This is a genomic window from Mesorhizobium sp. B2-3-10 (assembly GCF_006442275.1).
Lineage (GTDB): Bacteria > Pseudomonadota > Alphaproteobacteria > Rhizobiales > Rhizobiaceae > Mesorhizobium > Mesorhizobium australicum.
In genome coordinates, this window is sequence record NZ_VFVT01000003.1 from 249,213 (window position 1) to 264,165 (window position 14,953).

A 14,953-nucleotide genomic window follows, 5' to 3' on the forward strand; every position below is an offset into this window, starting at 1 on the left:
GTTCAGGCTCTTTGTGCTGCGTCGAGAAGTTTTCGGCCGAGCCGTATCAGGGCAATGTCGCTGCCGGAAGGGCCAAGCAGCGACAGGCCGAACGGAGCGCCGGCGACCGAGCCGATCGGCAAGGTGATCTGCGGAAAGCCGGAGAGCCCGGCCAGGCATAGAAGATGGAGCGCGCGTTCGCGGTAGGCCTGGAATTGCTCCGGTGTGCTGTCGACATAGGGTGCCGGACCCGGCACCGTCGGCAGGACAAGGAAGCCGTCCTTGCCAAGCAAGGCGCTGAGTTCGCCGCGAAAGGTCAGCCGGCGCACCTTCTCGGCCTGTGCTGTCCGGTCGTCGACCGCACGGCCAAAGCCGAACCGTTCCTCGACGCCGGGCCCGAGCTCGCGCTCGCCGCTGGTGATCCATTCGCCATGCACTGTCCAGGCCTCCTTGGCCTGCAGGCGGCGAAAGCACCAGTAGAGTTCGTCCGGGGACGAGCTGAAGCGCGTCGCTGGCGTCGCCGGCGTGCCGAACACCGTGCCCACCAGCGCCTTCATTCCGGCATATTCGGCGGCCGCCGGCCGGGCGACCATCTCGTCCAGCCAGCCGAGCGCCAGCGGGCGGTCCAGGGAATGCTGGTGCGGATCGCGGCCAAGCAACAGCTTGCCGACAGTCTCATAGGTTTCGATGTCGTCGGCGAACCAGCCGAACGTGTCGAAACTCGGCGCCAGTTGCATGGTGCCGTCGAGGGAAATGCGGCCATGCGTGGTGCGCAGCCCGATCAGCCCGCAGAAACTCGCCGGCGCGCGGATCGAACCCCCGGTGTCTGACCCCGTGGCGATGTCGGCCAACCTGCCCGCCACCGCCGCCGCCGACCCCGACGACGAGCCTCCGGTGACACGGTCGGGAGCCGCGGGGTTCACCGGAAACGGAAAATGCGCGTTCTGGCCGAACAGAGCGAAGGCGAGTTCGTCGGTCTGCGTCTTGCCGATGAAGCGCGCACCGGCGTCGAGAATTGCCTGCACGGCCGGCGCCGTGCGCGAAGCGGCGTGGCCATTGGCGAATTTCTGCAAATTGCCGCAACCGGTGCGGTAGCCGGCAACGTCGTAAATATCCTTGACCGCCAGCCGCAGGCCGGCCAGGGGTCCAAGTTCGGCATGCGCCACCGGCATCTGGCGAAGGTCGAGAAAGGCGTTGAAAGGGCCGTGCGTGCCTGTCATCGTTCGATATCCGTATACGGTTGGCCAACATTGTTCGATGGCAGAAATTTTACAACCTGCGATAAGATTTTTATTGATTGTGAAATGCTTCGCTCTTATATCGCGCTTGCCCAAAGTCGCACGTGCCTGTGGGTGTCCGCCGATCCTCGAATGGTGAGGGAAATCGGTAAGGTAACTGGAGCTAACCCCTCCAGTCGGTTTAGCGGCCAACCGCCAGACCGAGGACACCTTGAAGCAACGACGGTGCGGGCCTTTCTGGTTCTCTGCCGGTTGTCCAAAGACCGGGGTTACTGAAGAGGCACACCTTCATTGCCGGCAGTGCGGAACGGGGTTCTCCCAATCCAAGCCAAGGCAGACAAAGCGAACCGAAGCCGGGCAAGGCTAAGGTTCATCGCCGCGAGACGGCGTTTCATGGTTCCGGGGTCTCCACCGGCTGGTTCCATGGATTTTCCGTCCCGCCTTTGTTTGACCGCGTGTTCGCGAGGCCGACAGCCCGCGCCCGCACCCTTGTGCGCGCCGAAAGGCGCGATGGAGAAACCCGATGGCCACACAGCGCATCCTCGACTTCCTCGCCACCCGACGTCCGTCCGGCCCCTGCCTCGTCGTCGACCTCGACGTCGTGCGCGACAATTTCCGCGCCTTCGAGAAGGCTCTGCCCGATTCCAAGATCTATTATGCGGTGAAAGCAAACCCGGCGCCGGAAATCCTGCGCCTGCTTGCTGCGATGGGCTCGTCCTTCGACACCGCTTCCGTTGCCGAAGTCGAGATGGCGATGGACGCCGGTGCGCCGGCGGACCGCATCTCCTTCGGCAACACCATCAAGAAGGAGCGTGACATCGCACGCGCCTACCAGCTCGGCATCCGGCTGTTCGCGGTCGATTGCGTCGAGGAAGTCGAGAAGATCGCGCGCGCCGCTCCAGGCTCCCGCGTGTTCTGCCGCGTGCTGACCGATGGCGAGGGCGCCGAGTGGCCGCTGTCGCGCAAGTTCGGCTGCGTGCCCGACATGGCCGTCGACGTGCTGCGCCATGCCAGGGGCCTCGGCCTCGACGCCCATGGCGTGTCGTTCCATGTCGGCTCGCAGCAGACCGACCTGACCGCGTGGGACCGTGCTCTGGCCGACGCCAAGAAGGTGTTCGCGACGCTCGCGGAAGAAGGCATCGTGCTCAAGATGGTCAATATGGGCGGCGGCTTCCCGACGCGCTATTTGCGTGACGTGCCGGCGGCCCAGGCCTATGGCCAGGCGATCTTCTCGGCGCTGCGCAAGCACTTCGGCAACGCCATTCCCGAGACGATCATCGAGCCGGGCCGCGGCATGGTCGGCAATGCCGGCGTCATCAAGTCGGAAGTCGTTCTGATCTCGAAGAAGGCCGACAACGACAATGTGCGATGGGTGTTCCTCGACATCGGCAAGTTCGGCGGTCTGGCCGAGACGATGGACGAGGCGATCCGCTATCCCCTCGTCACCCGCCATGACGGCAGCGAGACCGCGCCTTGCGTGCTCGCCGGCCCGACCTGCGATTCGGCCGACGTGATGTACGAGAAGACGCCCTATCCGCTGCCCTTGTCGCTGACCATCGGCGACGAGGTGCTGATTGAAGGCACCGGCGCCTACACGACCACCTACTCGGCGGTCGCCTTCAACGGCTTCGAGCCTCTCCGATCCTACGTGATCTGACGGCTCATTAGAGCTGTTCAGATCATCCCAGGTGGGCGCCCGTCGCCCACTTGGGCTCGCCTGTGGAACATATCTCCGCTCGTGAAGGGATCGCGGAAATGGAAATGTCAGTCGAATTCGTAGCTCATGCGCCGGCCTTCGCCATGGTCGCCGAAACCGCTGCCGACATGGCGGCGCGCGAAGCCTTGCTCGATCGCGCCATGGGGCCGAAGCGCAAGACCAAATCATCGGAGAAGCTGCGCCGCGGCCGCCGGCCCTCGGAGGGGCTTGCCTTCGTCGCGCGCGATGCCTCGGGCGGCGTGGCCGGCACGGTGCGGCTATGGGATGTCATGCTGGGCGAGAGCGGTCCGGCAGCGCTGCTGCTTGGCCCGCTCGCCGTCGACCCGTCGCTCAAGAGTGCCGGCATCGGCTCAGCGCTGATGCGGCATGCCATCGCGGAAGCCGCGCGCCTCGGCCACGCTGCGATCCTGCTGGTTGGGGACGAGCCTTACTATGGCCGCTTCGGCTTTTCGGCTGCCAGGACCGGGGCGCTCGCCATGCCGGGGCCTTACGAACGGCACCGTCTGCTGGCCTTGGAACTGGTGGAGGGCGTGCTTGACGGCGCCAGGGGTACGCTGAAGGCGTCCGGCCGCAAGCTCAAGGCACAGGCGCCGACCTTGGCCGCATGAAGCCTTAAGCGCGACTGCCCTTCAAACGAAACGCCGCCTGAAAAGGCGGCGTTTCGTTTACCTCGAAATCGCTTCTGGCGGCCGCGCCTGTCAACCGATCAACTGGCTCAGCGCCATGGCGACGGTCATGTCGCCTTCGACCTTTATCTTGCCGGTCATGAACGCCATGGTCGGGTTCAGGTCGCCCGCGATCAGCGAATCCAGATCGTCGAGCGACAGCTTGATGGTGCAGTCGGCGGGAGCGTCCGTGGTCGAGACGGCCGCGCCGTCGATGACGATGACGCCGTCGCTGCCGGTGTCGAACTTCACGGAACGGTCGAAGCCGCTGCTGGCCACGCGCGACTTGATCTTCTCGGCTATATCCTGAACGCTCACGCTGTTCTCCCTGTCTGGTTGCATCTGTCACGCTACGCACTTCGGTCCAGCCGAAGTTCATGCGGCATCACTGGCGATCATGATCGCTGCCGCATATAGCTTCGGATTGACGTTTACGTCAACGCGAATTGCAGGGATTGGCCCCAACGCCGACTGCTCTAGGGCCACCGGCACCGGGCCGATGGCTTAGTGCGCGCTGACCGGCTTGGGAGTCTCGGTCGCCTGGGTGCTGGCATCCTGCCGCCGACGCAGCCAGTTGTCGCGGATCTCATCCTTGCTCAGGAAATTGACCTGGTCGATCAGGACCTCATGGACCAGGGTTGCGCCGACCCGGGTGTTGATCGTGTCGCGGATCGTGGCGCGAAAGGCATCGAGGTCGAGCGTCGCCTTCTTGGTGAAGTCGATCTGGGGGTTGGCGTAGAGGTAGGTGTAGACCTGGTCGGTGATGAGCGCCTCGGCCGGGATCGACAGCTTCTTTATCTGCTCCGGCTCGACGGTGTAGACGAGCTTGGCCAGAAAATAGCCGTCGATCTTGGAGTCGTGGATCAGCGGCACCGAAATGATGTCGGTCTTGACGTAGTCCAGCCCGCCCAGCATCGGCTTGGGTTTCTCACCGACGCCCTGTTCACCGGCGGCCTGGAACGAATAGAACACCGCGCCGAGCGTGGCGGCGCAGATCCAGACCGCTATGGCGATGACCTTGATCATTCTGAACGCGAGCCCGGCATTGCCGCGCTCTAACCTTTCATCCTGCCGAACTCGCCGGCGGAGTAGGTGCCGTCGGTCTCGGCGCGCTGGATGGCACTGCGCAGCAGGCTGGCGACCTCGTTGACGGCGCTCAGATGCGCCAGGATAGCGGCTTCGTTCTTCGCCAGCTTCTGGCGCAGCCGGGTCAGGCCCTCGCGGTGCTGCTCGAGGAATTCGGCTTCGCTGCCGCCCTTCATGGCCCGGGTCAGCTCGTAGAGATAGCGGCTCTTGCGGGCGTTCGACGCCTTGAGGTCATAGCTTGTATCGCTGCGGATGCCGGCGGTCTCTTCCTCGACCACCTCCTCGATGCGGCCGATGATGGCGGCAAGGTTTCCAGGCCGCGCGAAAGGAGTCGGTGCGTCCGACGCGGTGGTGCGCGCGGGCAGCTTGGCGGTGAATTCCGAAGAGTCGGCCATGTGTTTCCCAGTCCTAGATCTTGATGTCTGTTTTTTTGGTTGTCTCGTCGCCGGTCATCGACTTGGCGGCTTTGCGCTGCAGCTCCTGGACGAGCGACGTGGACAGACGGGTCTGCTGATCGATCTCGGTTTTTTCCGGCCCATTCGAGACCGGGCCGATCGGAATCTTGCGCTTGCCGTCCATGTAGTGGTCGGCGAGCAGCGACTTGGCGATGCCGATGCCGCCGCGGTCAGCCATGACGTCGGCGACACGCTCGGCGAGCTGCGATTTCCACATGTCGCCTGCGAGACCCGTGCCATAGACGCCCTCGGTGTCCTTGGGCAGCATGTTCTGGATGAAGGTCTGCAGGACCATCGCCTCGAACTTCTTGAACTTCTTGGCCGGGTCGGCTGTTGCGGCGGCCTTGTCCGCCGTCGCGCGCGACAGGATCGAGCCGGCATCGACCGAAGCCGCGGTGTCGACCGAAAACGTGCCGGCGACGCTGCCGGCGCGCTTGGTCAGCGCGGCGCGGGCAGCCTCGATATCCATCGGATCGGCAGCTCGGACGACATCCATCACGATGTCGCTGGGTGGAGAAATCGCCAAGAAGGTCCGCCTTTTGCCGGGTTTCCTTAGCCAGGACCATGCCTCAACAAGCTTGTGGCAGGCTTGCGGGGAGTGGGAAACCTATTCACCTGCTTTCGGATGCCGCTTCTGCGTGATCAGGTCCAGCCGCTCGCGGTCTGATCTCTCGCGCTCGTCGCGGTTGCGCAGGTCCCTGTAGGCGCGCTCGACCATGTTCGTGCGGGCGGTTGCCGCGGCGATGAGGGCGGCTTCTTGTCTCGCGCCTTCCAGGCTCTCCTCCTGGCGCACGACGGCCTGGGCGATGCGGCGATGATAGAGATCGGGGAACAGGCTAGAGAGGGAATTGTCCTGGTCGAAATGGCCGATCAATTCGCGGGCCTCGGTCTCGGCGGCGCTTGCCGCGGCGACGAAGGTGGCGTGGCGGGTTTCGTGCAGGGCTTTCAGCTGTCCCTGCACCTTGACCAGTTTCCTCAGACGATCCTTGCGCGTGCTCATGTCACCTCGCCAGCGTGAGGTCGACGAAGCCGTCGACGAACAGCGACAGCATGGTGCCGGCGGCGAAATAGAAGATCAGCATGCCGCCGGCCATGACGAAGGGCTGCGAGATGAAATAAATCGGGATCTGCGGCGTCAGCTTGTTGACGAAGCCGATCGTCAGATTGACGAGAATGGCATAGGCGACGAACGGGCTGCCGAGGCGGATGACCAAGAAGAAAGTGTCCGACACGGTGTCGGTGATGTCGACCAGCGCCGCCTGCGGGTTGAAGAAGACGTTGACCGGCGCGACCGTGTAGGACGCCACGAGGGCGCGGACGATCTCGTGATCGAAGTCGAAGACGAACAGCATCAGCAGCGCCGAGAACGAAATGATGGCGGCAAGGGCTGCCTGCGGCTCCGGTTCCTCGATCGCCGGTCCGCCGGAACCGCCATAGCCGATCAGCATGGCGATGGCCGAGCCCATGAAGCGAAGCGCCTCCATGTAGAGCCTGGTCATGGCGCCGATCAGCCCGCCGACCAGCAACTCCGAGATGATCATCGGCACCAGGATCTGCGGACGCGGATCGACGAAGGGAAAGATCTTGTCCCACAGGAAGGCAAGCAGGCCGCCGGTGGCGGCGATCGCGACGAACAGCCTGACCTGGACCGGGACGCGGGCGCTGGACAGGCCAGGCATCAGCATGAAACAGGCGCCGATGCGGCAGAAGGCGAGGAACGCCGCGATGACGACGGCCTGCGAGAGAACGCTCACGATATGGTCCCGAGCACCCTGATCTCGACGCCCTTGGCGATTTCGACATGGGAGAGCACCGGCAGCGTGGTGAACAGGCGCTCGATGATCATGCGCACGTAGGGGCGGGCGTCGGGCGCGGTGACGAGGACAAATCGCTCGCCGGCTTCGAGGTGTTTCTTGATCGCCTTGGTGGCGTCCTGGCCGAATTCCTCCAACTGGCGCGGATCGATGTCGAATTCGCGCACCTCGCCCTTGGCGTCGCGCTTGAGGCTCTGGTGGAAGGCGAGATCCCAGCGGTTGCCGAGGCGCAGCACCTTGAGCACGCCGCCTTCGGAGAGGTCGCCGCAGATCTGCTGGGCCATGCGGATGCGCACATGCTCGACGATCTGCTCGGTGCGGCGCACATGCGGCGCGATCTCGGCGATGGCCTCGATGATAAGATGCAGGTTGCGGATCGAGACGCGTTCGGCAAGCAGCAGCTTGAGCACCGCCTGCAGGCCAGGATAGGATATGTGGGTGGTGCAGATCTCGTCGGCGAGCTTGCGGTATTCCTGGTCCTGGCGTTCGAGCAGCGCCTTCATGTCCTTGTAGGACAGGAGCTGCGGCAGGTTGTTGCGGATAACTTCAGAGAGATGGGTGAGCAGCACCGACATGTTGTCGGCGAAGGTGAAGTTCTCGCGCTTCAGATCCTCGGCGAAGGTTTCCATGACGGAGTAGGCGCGCATGCCGAAGGCGGGCTCACGAATCTCCTCGCCTGGGATTTCGGGTATGTCGCGGTTGCCGAGCAGCACCATGATCTCGCCGACGCGCATCGAATATTCGGCGACCACGGTGCCGTGCACCTTGATCTGGTAACTTTTCGGCGGGATGGCGAAGTCGTCGGCGACACGGACTTCCGGCACGACGAAGCCGTATTGCTGGGCGAATTTCTTGCGCATCTTGGACATGCGGAAGACCAGTTCCTGGTGCGAGACCAGGAGCCGGGTGGAAAGCTGCTTGCCGATCAGCAGTTCGATCTCGGCGGTGGCGAGCGAGGCCTTGACCGAGTTCTTTTCTTCCTCGGCCTTGCTCGCTTTTTCCTGGCTCTTCAGCGCCTCGGCCTCGGCGACGGCCCGGTTGTGGCGCATTGGAATGACATAGCCGAGGCCGGCCATGCCGGCGGCGAGCGCGAAGAACGGGAACAGCGGCAGGCCGGGCATCAGGCCGAGCAGCACCAGCAGTGCGGCCGCCACGTAGAGCGCGCGCGGATGGGCGCCGAGCTGGCCGAACACGGCCTGGTTGGTCGAGCCGCGCGTGCCGCCCTTGGAGACCAGCAGGCCGGCGGCGAGCGAGACGATGAGCGCCGGGATCTGGGTGACGAGACCGTCGCCGACCGACAGCTTGATGAACACGTCGGCGGCTTCGCCCATGCCCATGCCGTGCCTGATGTAGCCGATGGCGATGCCGCCGACGATGTTGATGGCGGTGATGATGAGGCCGGCGATGGCGTCGCCGCGGACGAATTTCGAGGCGCCGTCCATCGAGCCGAAGAAGGAGGATTCCTCTTCCAGTTCGCGGCGGCGCAGTTGCGCGGTCTTGTCGTCGATCATGCCGGCGGAGAGGTCGGCGTCGATCGACATCTGCTTGCCGGGGATGGCGTCGAGGGTGAAGCGCGCACCGACCTCGGCGATGCGGGTGGCGCCCTTGGTGATGACGATGAAGTTCACTACGATCAGGATCATGAAGACGATCAGGCCGATGACGAAATCGCTGGCCATCACCAGCTTGGAGAAGCCGGCGATGACATAGCCTGCGGCGTGCGTGCCCTCATTGCCGTGCGACAGGATCATGCGCGTGGTGGCGATGTTGAGTGACAGGCGCAGCATGGTGGCAATGAGCAGCACGGTCGGGAAGGACGAGAAATCGAGCGGCCGCTGGATCCACAGCGCCACCATCAGGATCAGCACCGAAAGCGCGATCGAGAAGGCAAGCCCGATGTCGATGAGAAAGGCCGGGATCGGCAGGAACAGAACGGCCAGGATGACGACGATGCCGAGCGCGAAGAAGACGTCGCGGCCGTTCTTGGCCACCGCGCCGGGCTGGATGCTTTCGCTGATCGCCATTCTCGTCCTCGAACCCCTGGGCTGCCGAGCATGCGACAGCCCGGCGAGGGTAGCTGGCCAAGCTTGCGCGAGGGTGGGAGAGTGAGGGAATCGACTCTCTCGCGAAGGACACCTCATGCTGCTGATCATCGGTACGATCCGCCTGCCGCCCGACAGGCTCGACGAGGCAAGGCCGGTGATGGAGCGCATGGTTCGCGCCAGCCGCGCCGAGGACGGCTGCCTTGAATATTCCTATGCGCAGGATGTGCTTGATCCCGGCTTGATCCGGATCACCGAGGTGTGGCGCGCCAGACCGGCCCTGGATGCGCATTTCCGCTCGCCGCATCTTGCCGACTGGCGCGCGAGCTGGCCGGGGCTCGGCATCGGCGAGCGCAATCTCGTGCTTTACGAGGCCGGCGAAGCCATGCCGACCTGAGCGGTCCGGCGCCCGGATCCTTGCCGCGCTCCGGCTCGGTGTACGCATTGTGCTGAAAGGGCACGGTTAGTTCGCAACTGGCGGGCAGCCCCCCTCGGCCCCAAGGCGGGAAGGCCGGATCGGGCGATTTCGCGGCCATAATGGCGCCTTTGATGTCGGCATTGTGGTTGTCACGACGTGCCGCCCGGCGTATCAGGCGGGTCTTCCTTTGCCTTGATATCGGCGAGCCGCCCCGGTGCTTTCCAGAAACCAACCCCAAGTCTACGCCCGCCGGCTGCGCGCGGTTCTTTTGAGGTCAGTCCCTCTGCTGGAGGCACGCGGCATCGCCGTGGTCATGCTGGCGGGCGTTGTCGGCGTCATAGCCGGCATACTGGTCACCGCGATGAGCCAGATCGTACAGGACCTGCACGGGCTGCTGTTCGGCGTCCAGCCCGGCGGGCGGCTGTCGGGCATGTTCTCGCTCGCCAGTCCGATACAGGCGCTGATCCCGGCGATCGGCGGCATCCTGCTCGGGATATCGGTGGTCTGGCTGAGGCTCCGGAAATTCCGCACGCCGGTCGATCCGATCGAGGCCAACGCGCTCTATGGCGGGCGCATGTCTCTGACCGATACCTTCATCATCGTCGTGCAGACGATGATTTCCAGCGGCTTCGGCGCTTCGGTCGGTCTGGAGGCGGGCTATACGCAGGTCGGCTCAGGCGTCGCCTCACGGCTGGCGCGCGCTTTCCGGTTGCGCCGCAATGACGTCCGCATTCTGGTTGGCTGTGGTGCCGCCGGCGCCATATCGGCCGCCTTCGACGCCCCGCTGACGGGCGCCTTCTACGGTTTCGAACTGGTCATCGGCATCTACTCGGTCGCCAATGTCGCCCCTGTCATGACGGCTGCGATCTCGGCGTCGCTGACGGCGGAATTGTTCGGCGGCGTGCCCTTTCCGCTCGAGCTTTCAGGGTTGCCGCAACTCACCGCCAGCCAATATGTGCCTTTCCTGTTGCTCGGCCTGCTTGGCGGTGCTGCCTCGATCGCCATCATGCAACTGGTGACGTTGATCGAGCGCGGGTTCAACAGGCTGTCGGTCGATGCCTCGCTGCGCCCCGTCATCGGTGGTGTCCTGGTCGGCCTCCTCGGCCTGATCACGCCGCAGGTCCTGTCCAGCGGCCACGGAGCGCTGCATCGCGAGTTCGCCATGAATTATGGGCTGGCGGTGGTGGCCAGCGTCTTCGTGCTGAAGCTGGCGGCGTCGGCGATCTCACTGGGTTCGGGCTTTCGCGGCGGATTGTTCTTCGCCTCGCTGTTCCTTGGTGCGCTACTAGGCAAGTCGTTCGCCGGTGTCATGGCGCTCGTGTCGCCGGCGACCGGTATCGACCCCTCCGTCGCCGCCGTTGTCGGCATGACGTCGCTTGCCGTCGGCGTCGTCGGCGGGCCTCTGACCATGACCTTCCTGGCGCTGGAATCGACCCGCGACCTGACGCTCACCGGCGTGGTGCTGGCCGCCTCGATCATGGCGGCGATCCTGGTGCGCGAGACCTTCGGTTATTCGTTCTCGACCTGGCGCTTCCACCTGCGCGGCGAGACGATCCGCAGCGCCCACGATGTCGGCTGGATGCGCAGCCTGACCGTCGGCTCGATGATGCGCGAGGACATCAAGACCGTCGATGCGTCGACGACGCTGGCCGCCTTCCGCAAGGAATTCCCGCTGGGTTCGGCCCAGCGCGTGATCGCCGTCGACCCGGGGGATGAGTATGTCGGCGTGCTGATCGTGGCCGAACTGCACAGCGATCCCTCCGGGGGCGAGGTGCCGGTGCGCGACCTTGCCCAGTACAAGGATGCCGTCCTGGTGCCCAGCATGAACGTGCAGGCCGCCGCCGAGACCTTCCAGCGCGCCGGCGCCGAGGAACTGGCCGTGGTCGAGGACTTCGCCGACCACATCGTGCTCGGGCTGCTGACCGAGGGCCATTTGATGCGGCGCTATGCCGAGGAACTCGAAAAGGCCCGCCGGGACCTGTCGGGAGAGGGGTAGGCGCCGCGAACCTTCGAATTCGTCAGTGCTCGATCGGCCCCTTGGCCATCACCAACGCGGTGCCGGCGGTCGTCGGGCGCTCGATGACGCGGCGCACGCGCGGCGGCTCGTTGCCCGAGTGCAGCGCCCGCAAGCGTTCGCCGACCATGGCGTCGGCTTGGGTGATGCGACCGTTATGCCTGACATATTCGAGCCAGGTCGGCGTGTGGTAATGCTCGATCCAGATCGCCGGATTTTCGAGATCGCGCGCCAGTGTCCAGTTGCGGGCGCCGTCGCGGCGGCGGATGCGGCCGCGCTCGGCCATGGTGGCGAGGAATTCCGCCTCGTCCTCGTGCCGGATGATGTATTCGATCATAATGGCGATCGGACCGCTGCGCGGCTTCAGGTCGAGTGCCAGGTGGGGCTCCTTGAAGCGGTTGAGCGGGTCGAGGTTGAGCACCTGCTGTTGCGGCAGCGGCAGCACGAGGCCGATGGCGCCGCCGGCCAGCATGGCGATGGCTGCGGCGATCAGCGCCGTCTCGGCGCCATGCGCGTCGGCGACGACACCCCAGATCCAGCTGCCCAGTGCTATGCCCCCGAAGGTTGCGGTCTGGTAGACCGACAGAACCCGGCCGACCACCCAGCGCGGTGTCGCCATCTGCACGGTGACGTTGAAATGCGAGAGCGCGATCACCCAGCAGGCACCGCCGACCAGCAGGCCGAGCGAGGTCTGCCAGGCATGCTGGCTGACGGCGGCGTTGAAGGCGCAGGCCGCAAAGCCGGCGAAGGCACAGCGCACCATCGTCTCGCTGGAGAGCAGCTGCCGCAGCCGCACGCTGATCAGCGCCCCGCCGACGGCGCCGATGCCGAAGGCGCCCAGCATGATGCCGTAGGTCAGCGCATCGCCCTTGACCACATCGCGCGCCACCAGCGGCAGCAGCGCCAGCACCGCGCCGGCGCTGAAGCCAAAGGCGGCGCCCCTGACCAGCACCTTGCCGATATTCGGCGACATGGCGACGTAGCGCAGGCCGGCGCCCATGGCGGCCCCCAATGACTCGCGCGGCAAGGTCGAGGCCGGTAGATCCGGCTTCCAGCGTGCCAGCACGACGATAAGCCCGACATAGCTCACCGCGTTCGCCGCGAAGGCCGCGGCCGCGCCGGCGGCCGCGACGATGATGCCACCGATTGCCGGGCCGACGCTGCGTGTCAGGTTGAAGCCCATGGAATTCAGCGCCACGGCGGCAGGCACCTTGTTGCGCGGAACGATGTCGCCGACGGAGGCCTGCCATGACGGGCTGTTGAGTGCCGTGCCGCTATCGATCAGGAAGGTAAAGGCCAGCAGCGTCCACGGCGTGATCAGGTCCAAATAGGTGAACGCGGTCAAAAGCACCGAAACGACCAGCATGAAGGTCTGGGCGACCAGCATCACCTTGCGGCGATCGAAGCTGTCGGCGATGGCGCCGGCGACAAGCGCGAACAGCATGATCGGCAAGGTGGTCGAGGCCTGGACCAGGGCGACCTGATAGGGCGAGGTGGCGATGGTGGTCATCATCCAGGCGGCGCCGACGCCCTGGATCAAGCCGCCGAAATTGGAGACGAGGCTCGCGCCCCATACGGCCCGGAAGATGCCATGCCGGAACGGCGCCAGCGCCGAGACGCTTTCGCTATCCGGCTTCTCGTCAATCATGGATGGGTTCCTGCCACGGCGCGCTGATCCTTGCGGGAATCCGTTTCCCCGCATGATTTGCCGAAACTATGGCATCGCGGCGCAAAGGGCGAATGCCTTGCAGGGAAGATCATGGTCCAACAAGGGGATAGCGAAGGGCCACACGCTGGCGCCGCCACCGCAAACCGTCGCGCCCTGAATGGCACTCCACAGCATGTCGCGGCGAACAGGATTCGCCCGACCTTGCTGTAAGCTTCTGATTCTATACAGGTCGTTGTTCCGGAACCGGGAACCACTTCCGGGCGAAATGCACTAGCCGCAACCCGGACGCCTGCTAGCTGCGTTCCATCCCGGCGCAAATCTGGGCGGAAGCGTCGAGCACCCTTGCTGGAAATCGCTCAGAAACCGTTCTGGATGCGCTCGAAGATGACATTGGTGAAGGCCGATATCTGGCCGCCGATGAAGGGACCCGTAAGCGCCACCACCAGCATGATGGCGACGATCTTGGGAACGAAGGTCAAGGTGATTTCCTGGACCTGCGTCAACGCCTGGATCAAGGCAATGCCAATGCCGACCGCCATGGCGACCAGGACCACCGGAGCGGATGCGGTCAGCACCGTCCACACCGCATACTGGACGATGTCGAGTGCGTCGGCCTCATTCATGTCGGCGGTTGGCCTAGCTCGCCGGCTTGATCGACACGCCCGCGCCGACAGGGACCGTGGTGCCATCCTGCAGCACCGCGATCAGTCCGTTGCTGCCAAGCGTCACCGACGCCACCGTGCCTGTTGTCTTGCCATCGGCCGAGGTGATGTTGCGGCCTATGAGAGCGTCGGCCTGCGACAGCGCCGAGGACTGCATGATCTGGTCGAGCTTGGTGTTGGTCTGCACCGATTGCTCGACCTGGGAGAAGGTGGCGAGCTGGGCGACATACGCCGTCGAATCCATCGGTTTGGTCGGATCCTGGTTCTTCATCTCCGCGATCAGAAGCTTCAGGAAGGACTGATAGTCGACCGCCGTCTTCGAGGTCGACGTGGTGGTCTGGTTGGCGCCAACCGGCACCGTCGTCGTCATGTCCACGGTCATCAGTATCGTGCTCCCACGGCCAGCGGGCGCGCGGCGCCCGGAACATCGTCATTGCCGCCAAGTGCGCGGCGTTCGAGAGGATAAAGCGAACGGATCGCCTTCAAGGCCTCGTAGATGTGATCCTCGCCGACCATGCGGTCGACCTGTTTCAGCGCGCTGCCGATCTCGGCGTCTTCGAAACTTGCAATGAGCAGTGGCAGCGAGCGGCGGAACATCTCGCGCGCTTCGTCGGCACCAGCGGGGTTTATCAGCATGACCTGCACGATGAAATAGAGCTGCCGCAATGGCGTCGACGCGTCGTCTGCTTGGATCACATGGCTCTCGAGCAGGAACTGCACGTCGTTCATCAGCTCGATGGTGACCTTGCGGTCGACGCGGATGACCGCGCCGTTGATGTAGATCTTCTCATTGGGCTTCAGCGATAACTTCAACGTGTTGGTCATTGAATGCCGTCGCGGATGATCTGAGATACTTCGATCAGCCCCTCGAAATTGTCGGTGCGGCCCTGGCGGATGTCCTCGGCCTCGCGCAGCAGCCACAGGCCGATGGAGATCAGGTTGGCGCGCAACTCCTTGGGGAGTGCATTGTCGCTGGAGCCGAGATCCTCGACGAAGGTTGTCCAGACGCGATTGGTGAAATGCAGCGCCTCCACCGCCTCCATCGAATGCTGGCCTGCCGCGGCGGCGGCCGACAGCATGTCGATCGAGCGGGTCAGGAGGTCCCGCTCGCGGTCCTTGGCGTCCGCGACGGAGGTGCTCTGAACGTCGGCGTAGGAGAATTGGTACATCGGTGGCTCTACCGTTCCGCTGGAG

At 64.6% G+C, this 14,953-nt stretch carries 17 protein-coding genes; 4 read left to right on the top strand and 13 right to left on the bottom strand.

What is annotated here, in order from left to right; genetic code table 11:
• Positions 1–2 precede the first annotated feature (2 nt).
• Complete coding sequence (locus FJ943_RS10860) at positions 3–1,199, bottom strand: amidase (protein ID WP_140721404.1); 1,197 nt, start codon at positions 1,197–1,199, stop codon at positions 3–5.
• Between the two features lie 541 nt (positions 1,200–1,740).
• Between FJ943_RS10860 and odc2 the strand changes: the two genes are divergently transcribed.
• Complete coding sequence (gene odc2, locus FJ943_RS10865; protein WP_015315876.1) at positions 1,741–2,874, top strand: ornithine/lysine decarboxylase; 1,134 nt, start codon at positions 1,741–1,743, stop codon at positions 2,872–2,874.
• Positions 2,875–2,972: 98 nt separating this feature from the next.
• Positions 2,973–3,542: an N-acetyltransferase gene (locus FJ943_RS10870; protein WP_140721406.1), complete on the top strand. Its 570-nt coding sequence runs from the start codon at positions 2,973–2,975 to the stop codon at positions 3,540–3,542.
• 90 nt (positions 3,543–3,632) lie between these two features.
• Here FJ943_RS10870 and FJ943_RS10875 read toward each other — a convergent pair whose 3' ends face one another.
• The 7 genes from FJ943_RS10875 to flhA form a co-directional block, all read right to left on the bottom strand.
• A complete protein-coding gene (locus FJ943_RS10875; protein ID WP_140661803.1) occupies positions 3,633–3,917 on the bottom strand; it encodes an SCP2 sterol-binding domain-containing protein in 285 nt (94 codons plus the stop codon).
• 186 nt (positions 3,918–4,103) lie between these two features.
• Positions 4,104–4,625 carry a hypothetical protein gene (locus FJ943_RS10880; protein ID WP_140721409.1) on the bottom strand — a complete coding sequence of 174 codons (522 nt, stop codon included), beginning with the start codon at positions 4,623–4,625 and terminating at the stop codon, positions 4,104–4,106.
• Positions 4,626–4,654: 29 nt separating this feature from the next.
• Entirely contained in the window at positions 4,655–5,080 is a 426-nt protein-coding gene (locus FJ943_RS10885; protein ID WP_015315880.1) for a hypothetical protein, read from the bottom strand.
• 13 nt (positions 5,081–5,093) lie between these two features.
• Positions 5,094–5,666, bottom strand: a complete 573-nt coding sequence (locus FJ943_RS10890) for a rod-binding protein (protein WP_181171429.1) — start codon at positions 5,664–5,666, stop codon at positions 5,094–5,096.
• A gap of 81 nt (positions 5,667–5,747) precedes the next feature.
• Complete coding sequence (locus tag FJ943_RS10895) at positions 5,748–6,140, bottom strand: hypothetical protein (protein ID WP_140721412.1); 393 nt, start codon at positions 6,138–6,140, stop codon at positions 5,748–5,750.
• Between the two features lies 1 nt (position 6,141).
• Positions 6,142–6,894 (bottom strand): flagellar biosynthetic protein FliR, encoded by a 753-nt coding sequence (gene fliR / locus FJ943_RS10900; RefSeq protein ID WP_140619428.1) that lies wholly within the window; start codon positions 6,892–6,894, stop codon positions 6,142–6,144.
• A complete protein-coding gene (gene flhA / locus FJ943_RS10905) occupies positions 6,891–8,978 on the bottom strand; it encodes a flagellar biosynthesis protein FlhA (RefSeq protein WP_015315887.1) in 2,088 nt (695 codons plus the stop codon). The genes fliR and flhA overlap by 4 nt, the downstream gene beginning before the upstream one ends.
• Before the next feature lie 115 nt (positions 8,979–9,093).
• On the opposite strand from flhA, the gene FJ943_RS10910 reads away from it, so the two are divergent.
• Positions 9,094–9,393 (top strand): putative quinol monooxygenase, encoded by a 300-nt coding sequence (locus FJ943_RS10910; RefSeq protein ID WP_015315888.1) that lies wholly within the window; start codon positions 9,094–9,096, stop codon positions 9,391–9,393.
• 235 nt (positions 9,394–9,628) lie between these two features.
• A complete protein-coding gene (locus FJ943_RS10915) occupies positions 9,629–11,410 on the top strand; it encodes a chloride channel protein (protein WP_015315889.1) in 1,782 nt (593 codons plus the stop codon).
• 22 nt (positions 11,411–11,432) lie between these two features.
• Here the strand turns inward: FJ943_RS10915 and FJ943_RS10920 are convergent, their stop codons facing one another.
• From FJ943_RS10920 to flaF, 5 genes are all read right to left on the bottom strand, one after another.
• A complete protein-coding gene (locus tag FJ943_RS10920) occupies positions 11,433–13,076 on the bottom strand; it encodes an MFS transporter (protein ID WP_140619434.1) in 1,644 nt (547 codons plus the stop codon).
• 377 nt (positions 13,077–13,453) lie between these two features.
• Entirely contained in the window at positions 13,454–13,720 is a 267-nt protein-coding gene (fliQ, locus tag FJ943_RS10925) for a flagellar biosynthesis protein FliQ (RefSeq protein ID WP_013893193.1), read from the bottom strand.
• Between the two features lie 13 nt (positions 13,721–13,733).
• Positions 13,734–14,141: a flagellar hook assembly protein FlgD gene (gene flgD / locus FJ943_RS10930; protein ID WP_140661809.1), complete on the bottom strand. Its 408-nt coding sequence runs from the start codon at positions 14,139–14,141 to the stop codon at positions 13,734–13,736.
• A complete protein-coding gene (gene flbT, locus FJ943_RS10935) occupies positions 14,141–14,584 on the bottom strand; it encodes a flagellar biosynthesis repressor FlbT (RefSeq protein ID WP_015315892.1) in 444 nt (147 codons plus the stop codon). The genes flgD and flbT overlap by 1 nt, the downstream gene beginning before the upstream one ends.
• Positions 14,581–14,928, bottom strand: a complete 348-nt coding sequence (gene flaF, locus FJ943_RS10940; RefSeq protein WP_015315893.1) for a flagellar biosynthesis regulator FlaF — start codon at positions 14,926–14,928, stop codon at positions 14,581–14,583. The genes flbT and flaF overlap by 4 nt, the downstream gene beginning before the upstream one ends.
• Positions 14,929–14,953 lie beyond the last annotated feature (25 nt).

Excerpts from the sequence above, each read along its gene's own strand:
- FJ943_RS10860 (WP_140721404.1), bottom strand. The coding sequence starts at position 1,199 with ATGACAGGCACGCACGGCCCTTTCAACGCCTTTCTCGACCTTCGCCAG.
- odc2 (WP_015315876.1), top strand. The coding sequence starts at position 1,741 with ATGGCCACACAGCGCATCCTCGACTTCCTCGCCACCCGACGTCCGTCC.
- FJ943_RS10870 (WP_140721406.1), top strand. The coding sequence starts at position 2,973 with ATGGAAATGTCAGTCGAATTCGTAGCTCATGCGCCGGCCTTCGCCATG.
- FJ943_RS10880 (WP_140721409.1), bottom strand. The coding sequence starts at position 4,625 with ATGATCAAGGTCATCGCCATAGCGGTCTGGATCTGCGCCGCCACGCTC.
- FJ943_RS10885 (WP_015315880.1), bottom strand. The coding sequence starts at position 5,080 with ATGGCCGACTCTTCGGAATTCACCGCCAAGCTGCCCGCGCGCACCACC.
- FJ943_RS10895 (WP_140721412.1), bottom strand. The coding sequence starts at position 6,140 with ATGAGCACGCGCAAGGATCGTCTGAGGAAACTGGTCAAGGTGCAGGGA.
- flhA (WP_015315887.1), bottom strand. The coding sequence starts at position 8,978 with ATGGCGATCAGCGAAAGCATCCAGCCCGGCGCGGTGGCCAAGAACGGC.
- FJ943_RS10910 (WP_015315888.1), top strand. The coding sequence starts at position 9,094 with ATGCTGCTGATCATCGGTACGATCCGCCTGCCGCCCGACAGGCTCGAC.
- FJ943_RS10920 (WP_140619434.1), bottom strand. The coding sequence starts at position 13,076 with ATGATTGACGAGAAGCCGGATAGCGAAAGCGTCTCGGCGCTGGCGCCG.
- fliQ (WP_013893193.1), bottom strand. The coding sequence starts at position 13,720 with ATGAATGAGGCCGACGCACTCGACATCGTCCAGTATGCGGTGTGGACG.
- flgD (WP_140661809.1), bottom strand. The coding sequence starts at position 14,141 with ATGACCGTGGACATGACGACGACGGTGCCGGTTGGCGCCAACCAGACC.
- flbT (WP_015315892.1), bottom strand. The coding sequence starts at position 14,584 with ATGACCAACACGTTGAAGTTATCGCTGAAGCCCAATGAGAAGATCTAC.
- flaF (WP_015315893.1), bottom strand. The coding sequence starts at position 14,928 with ATGTACCAATTCTCCTACGCCGACGTTCAGAGCACCTCCGTCGCGGAC.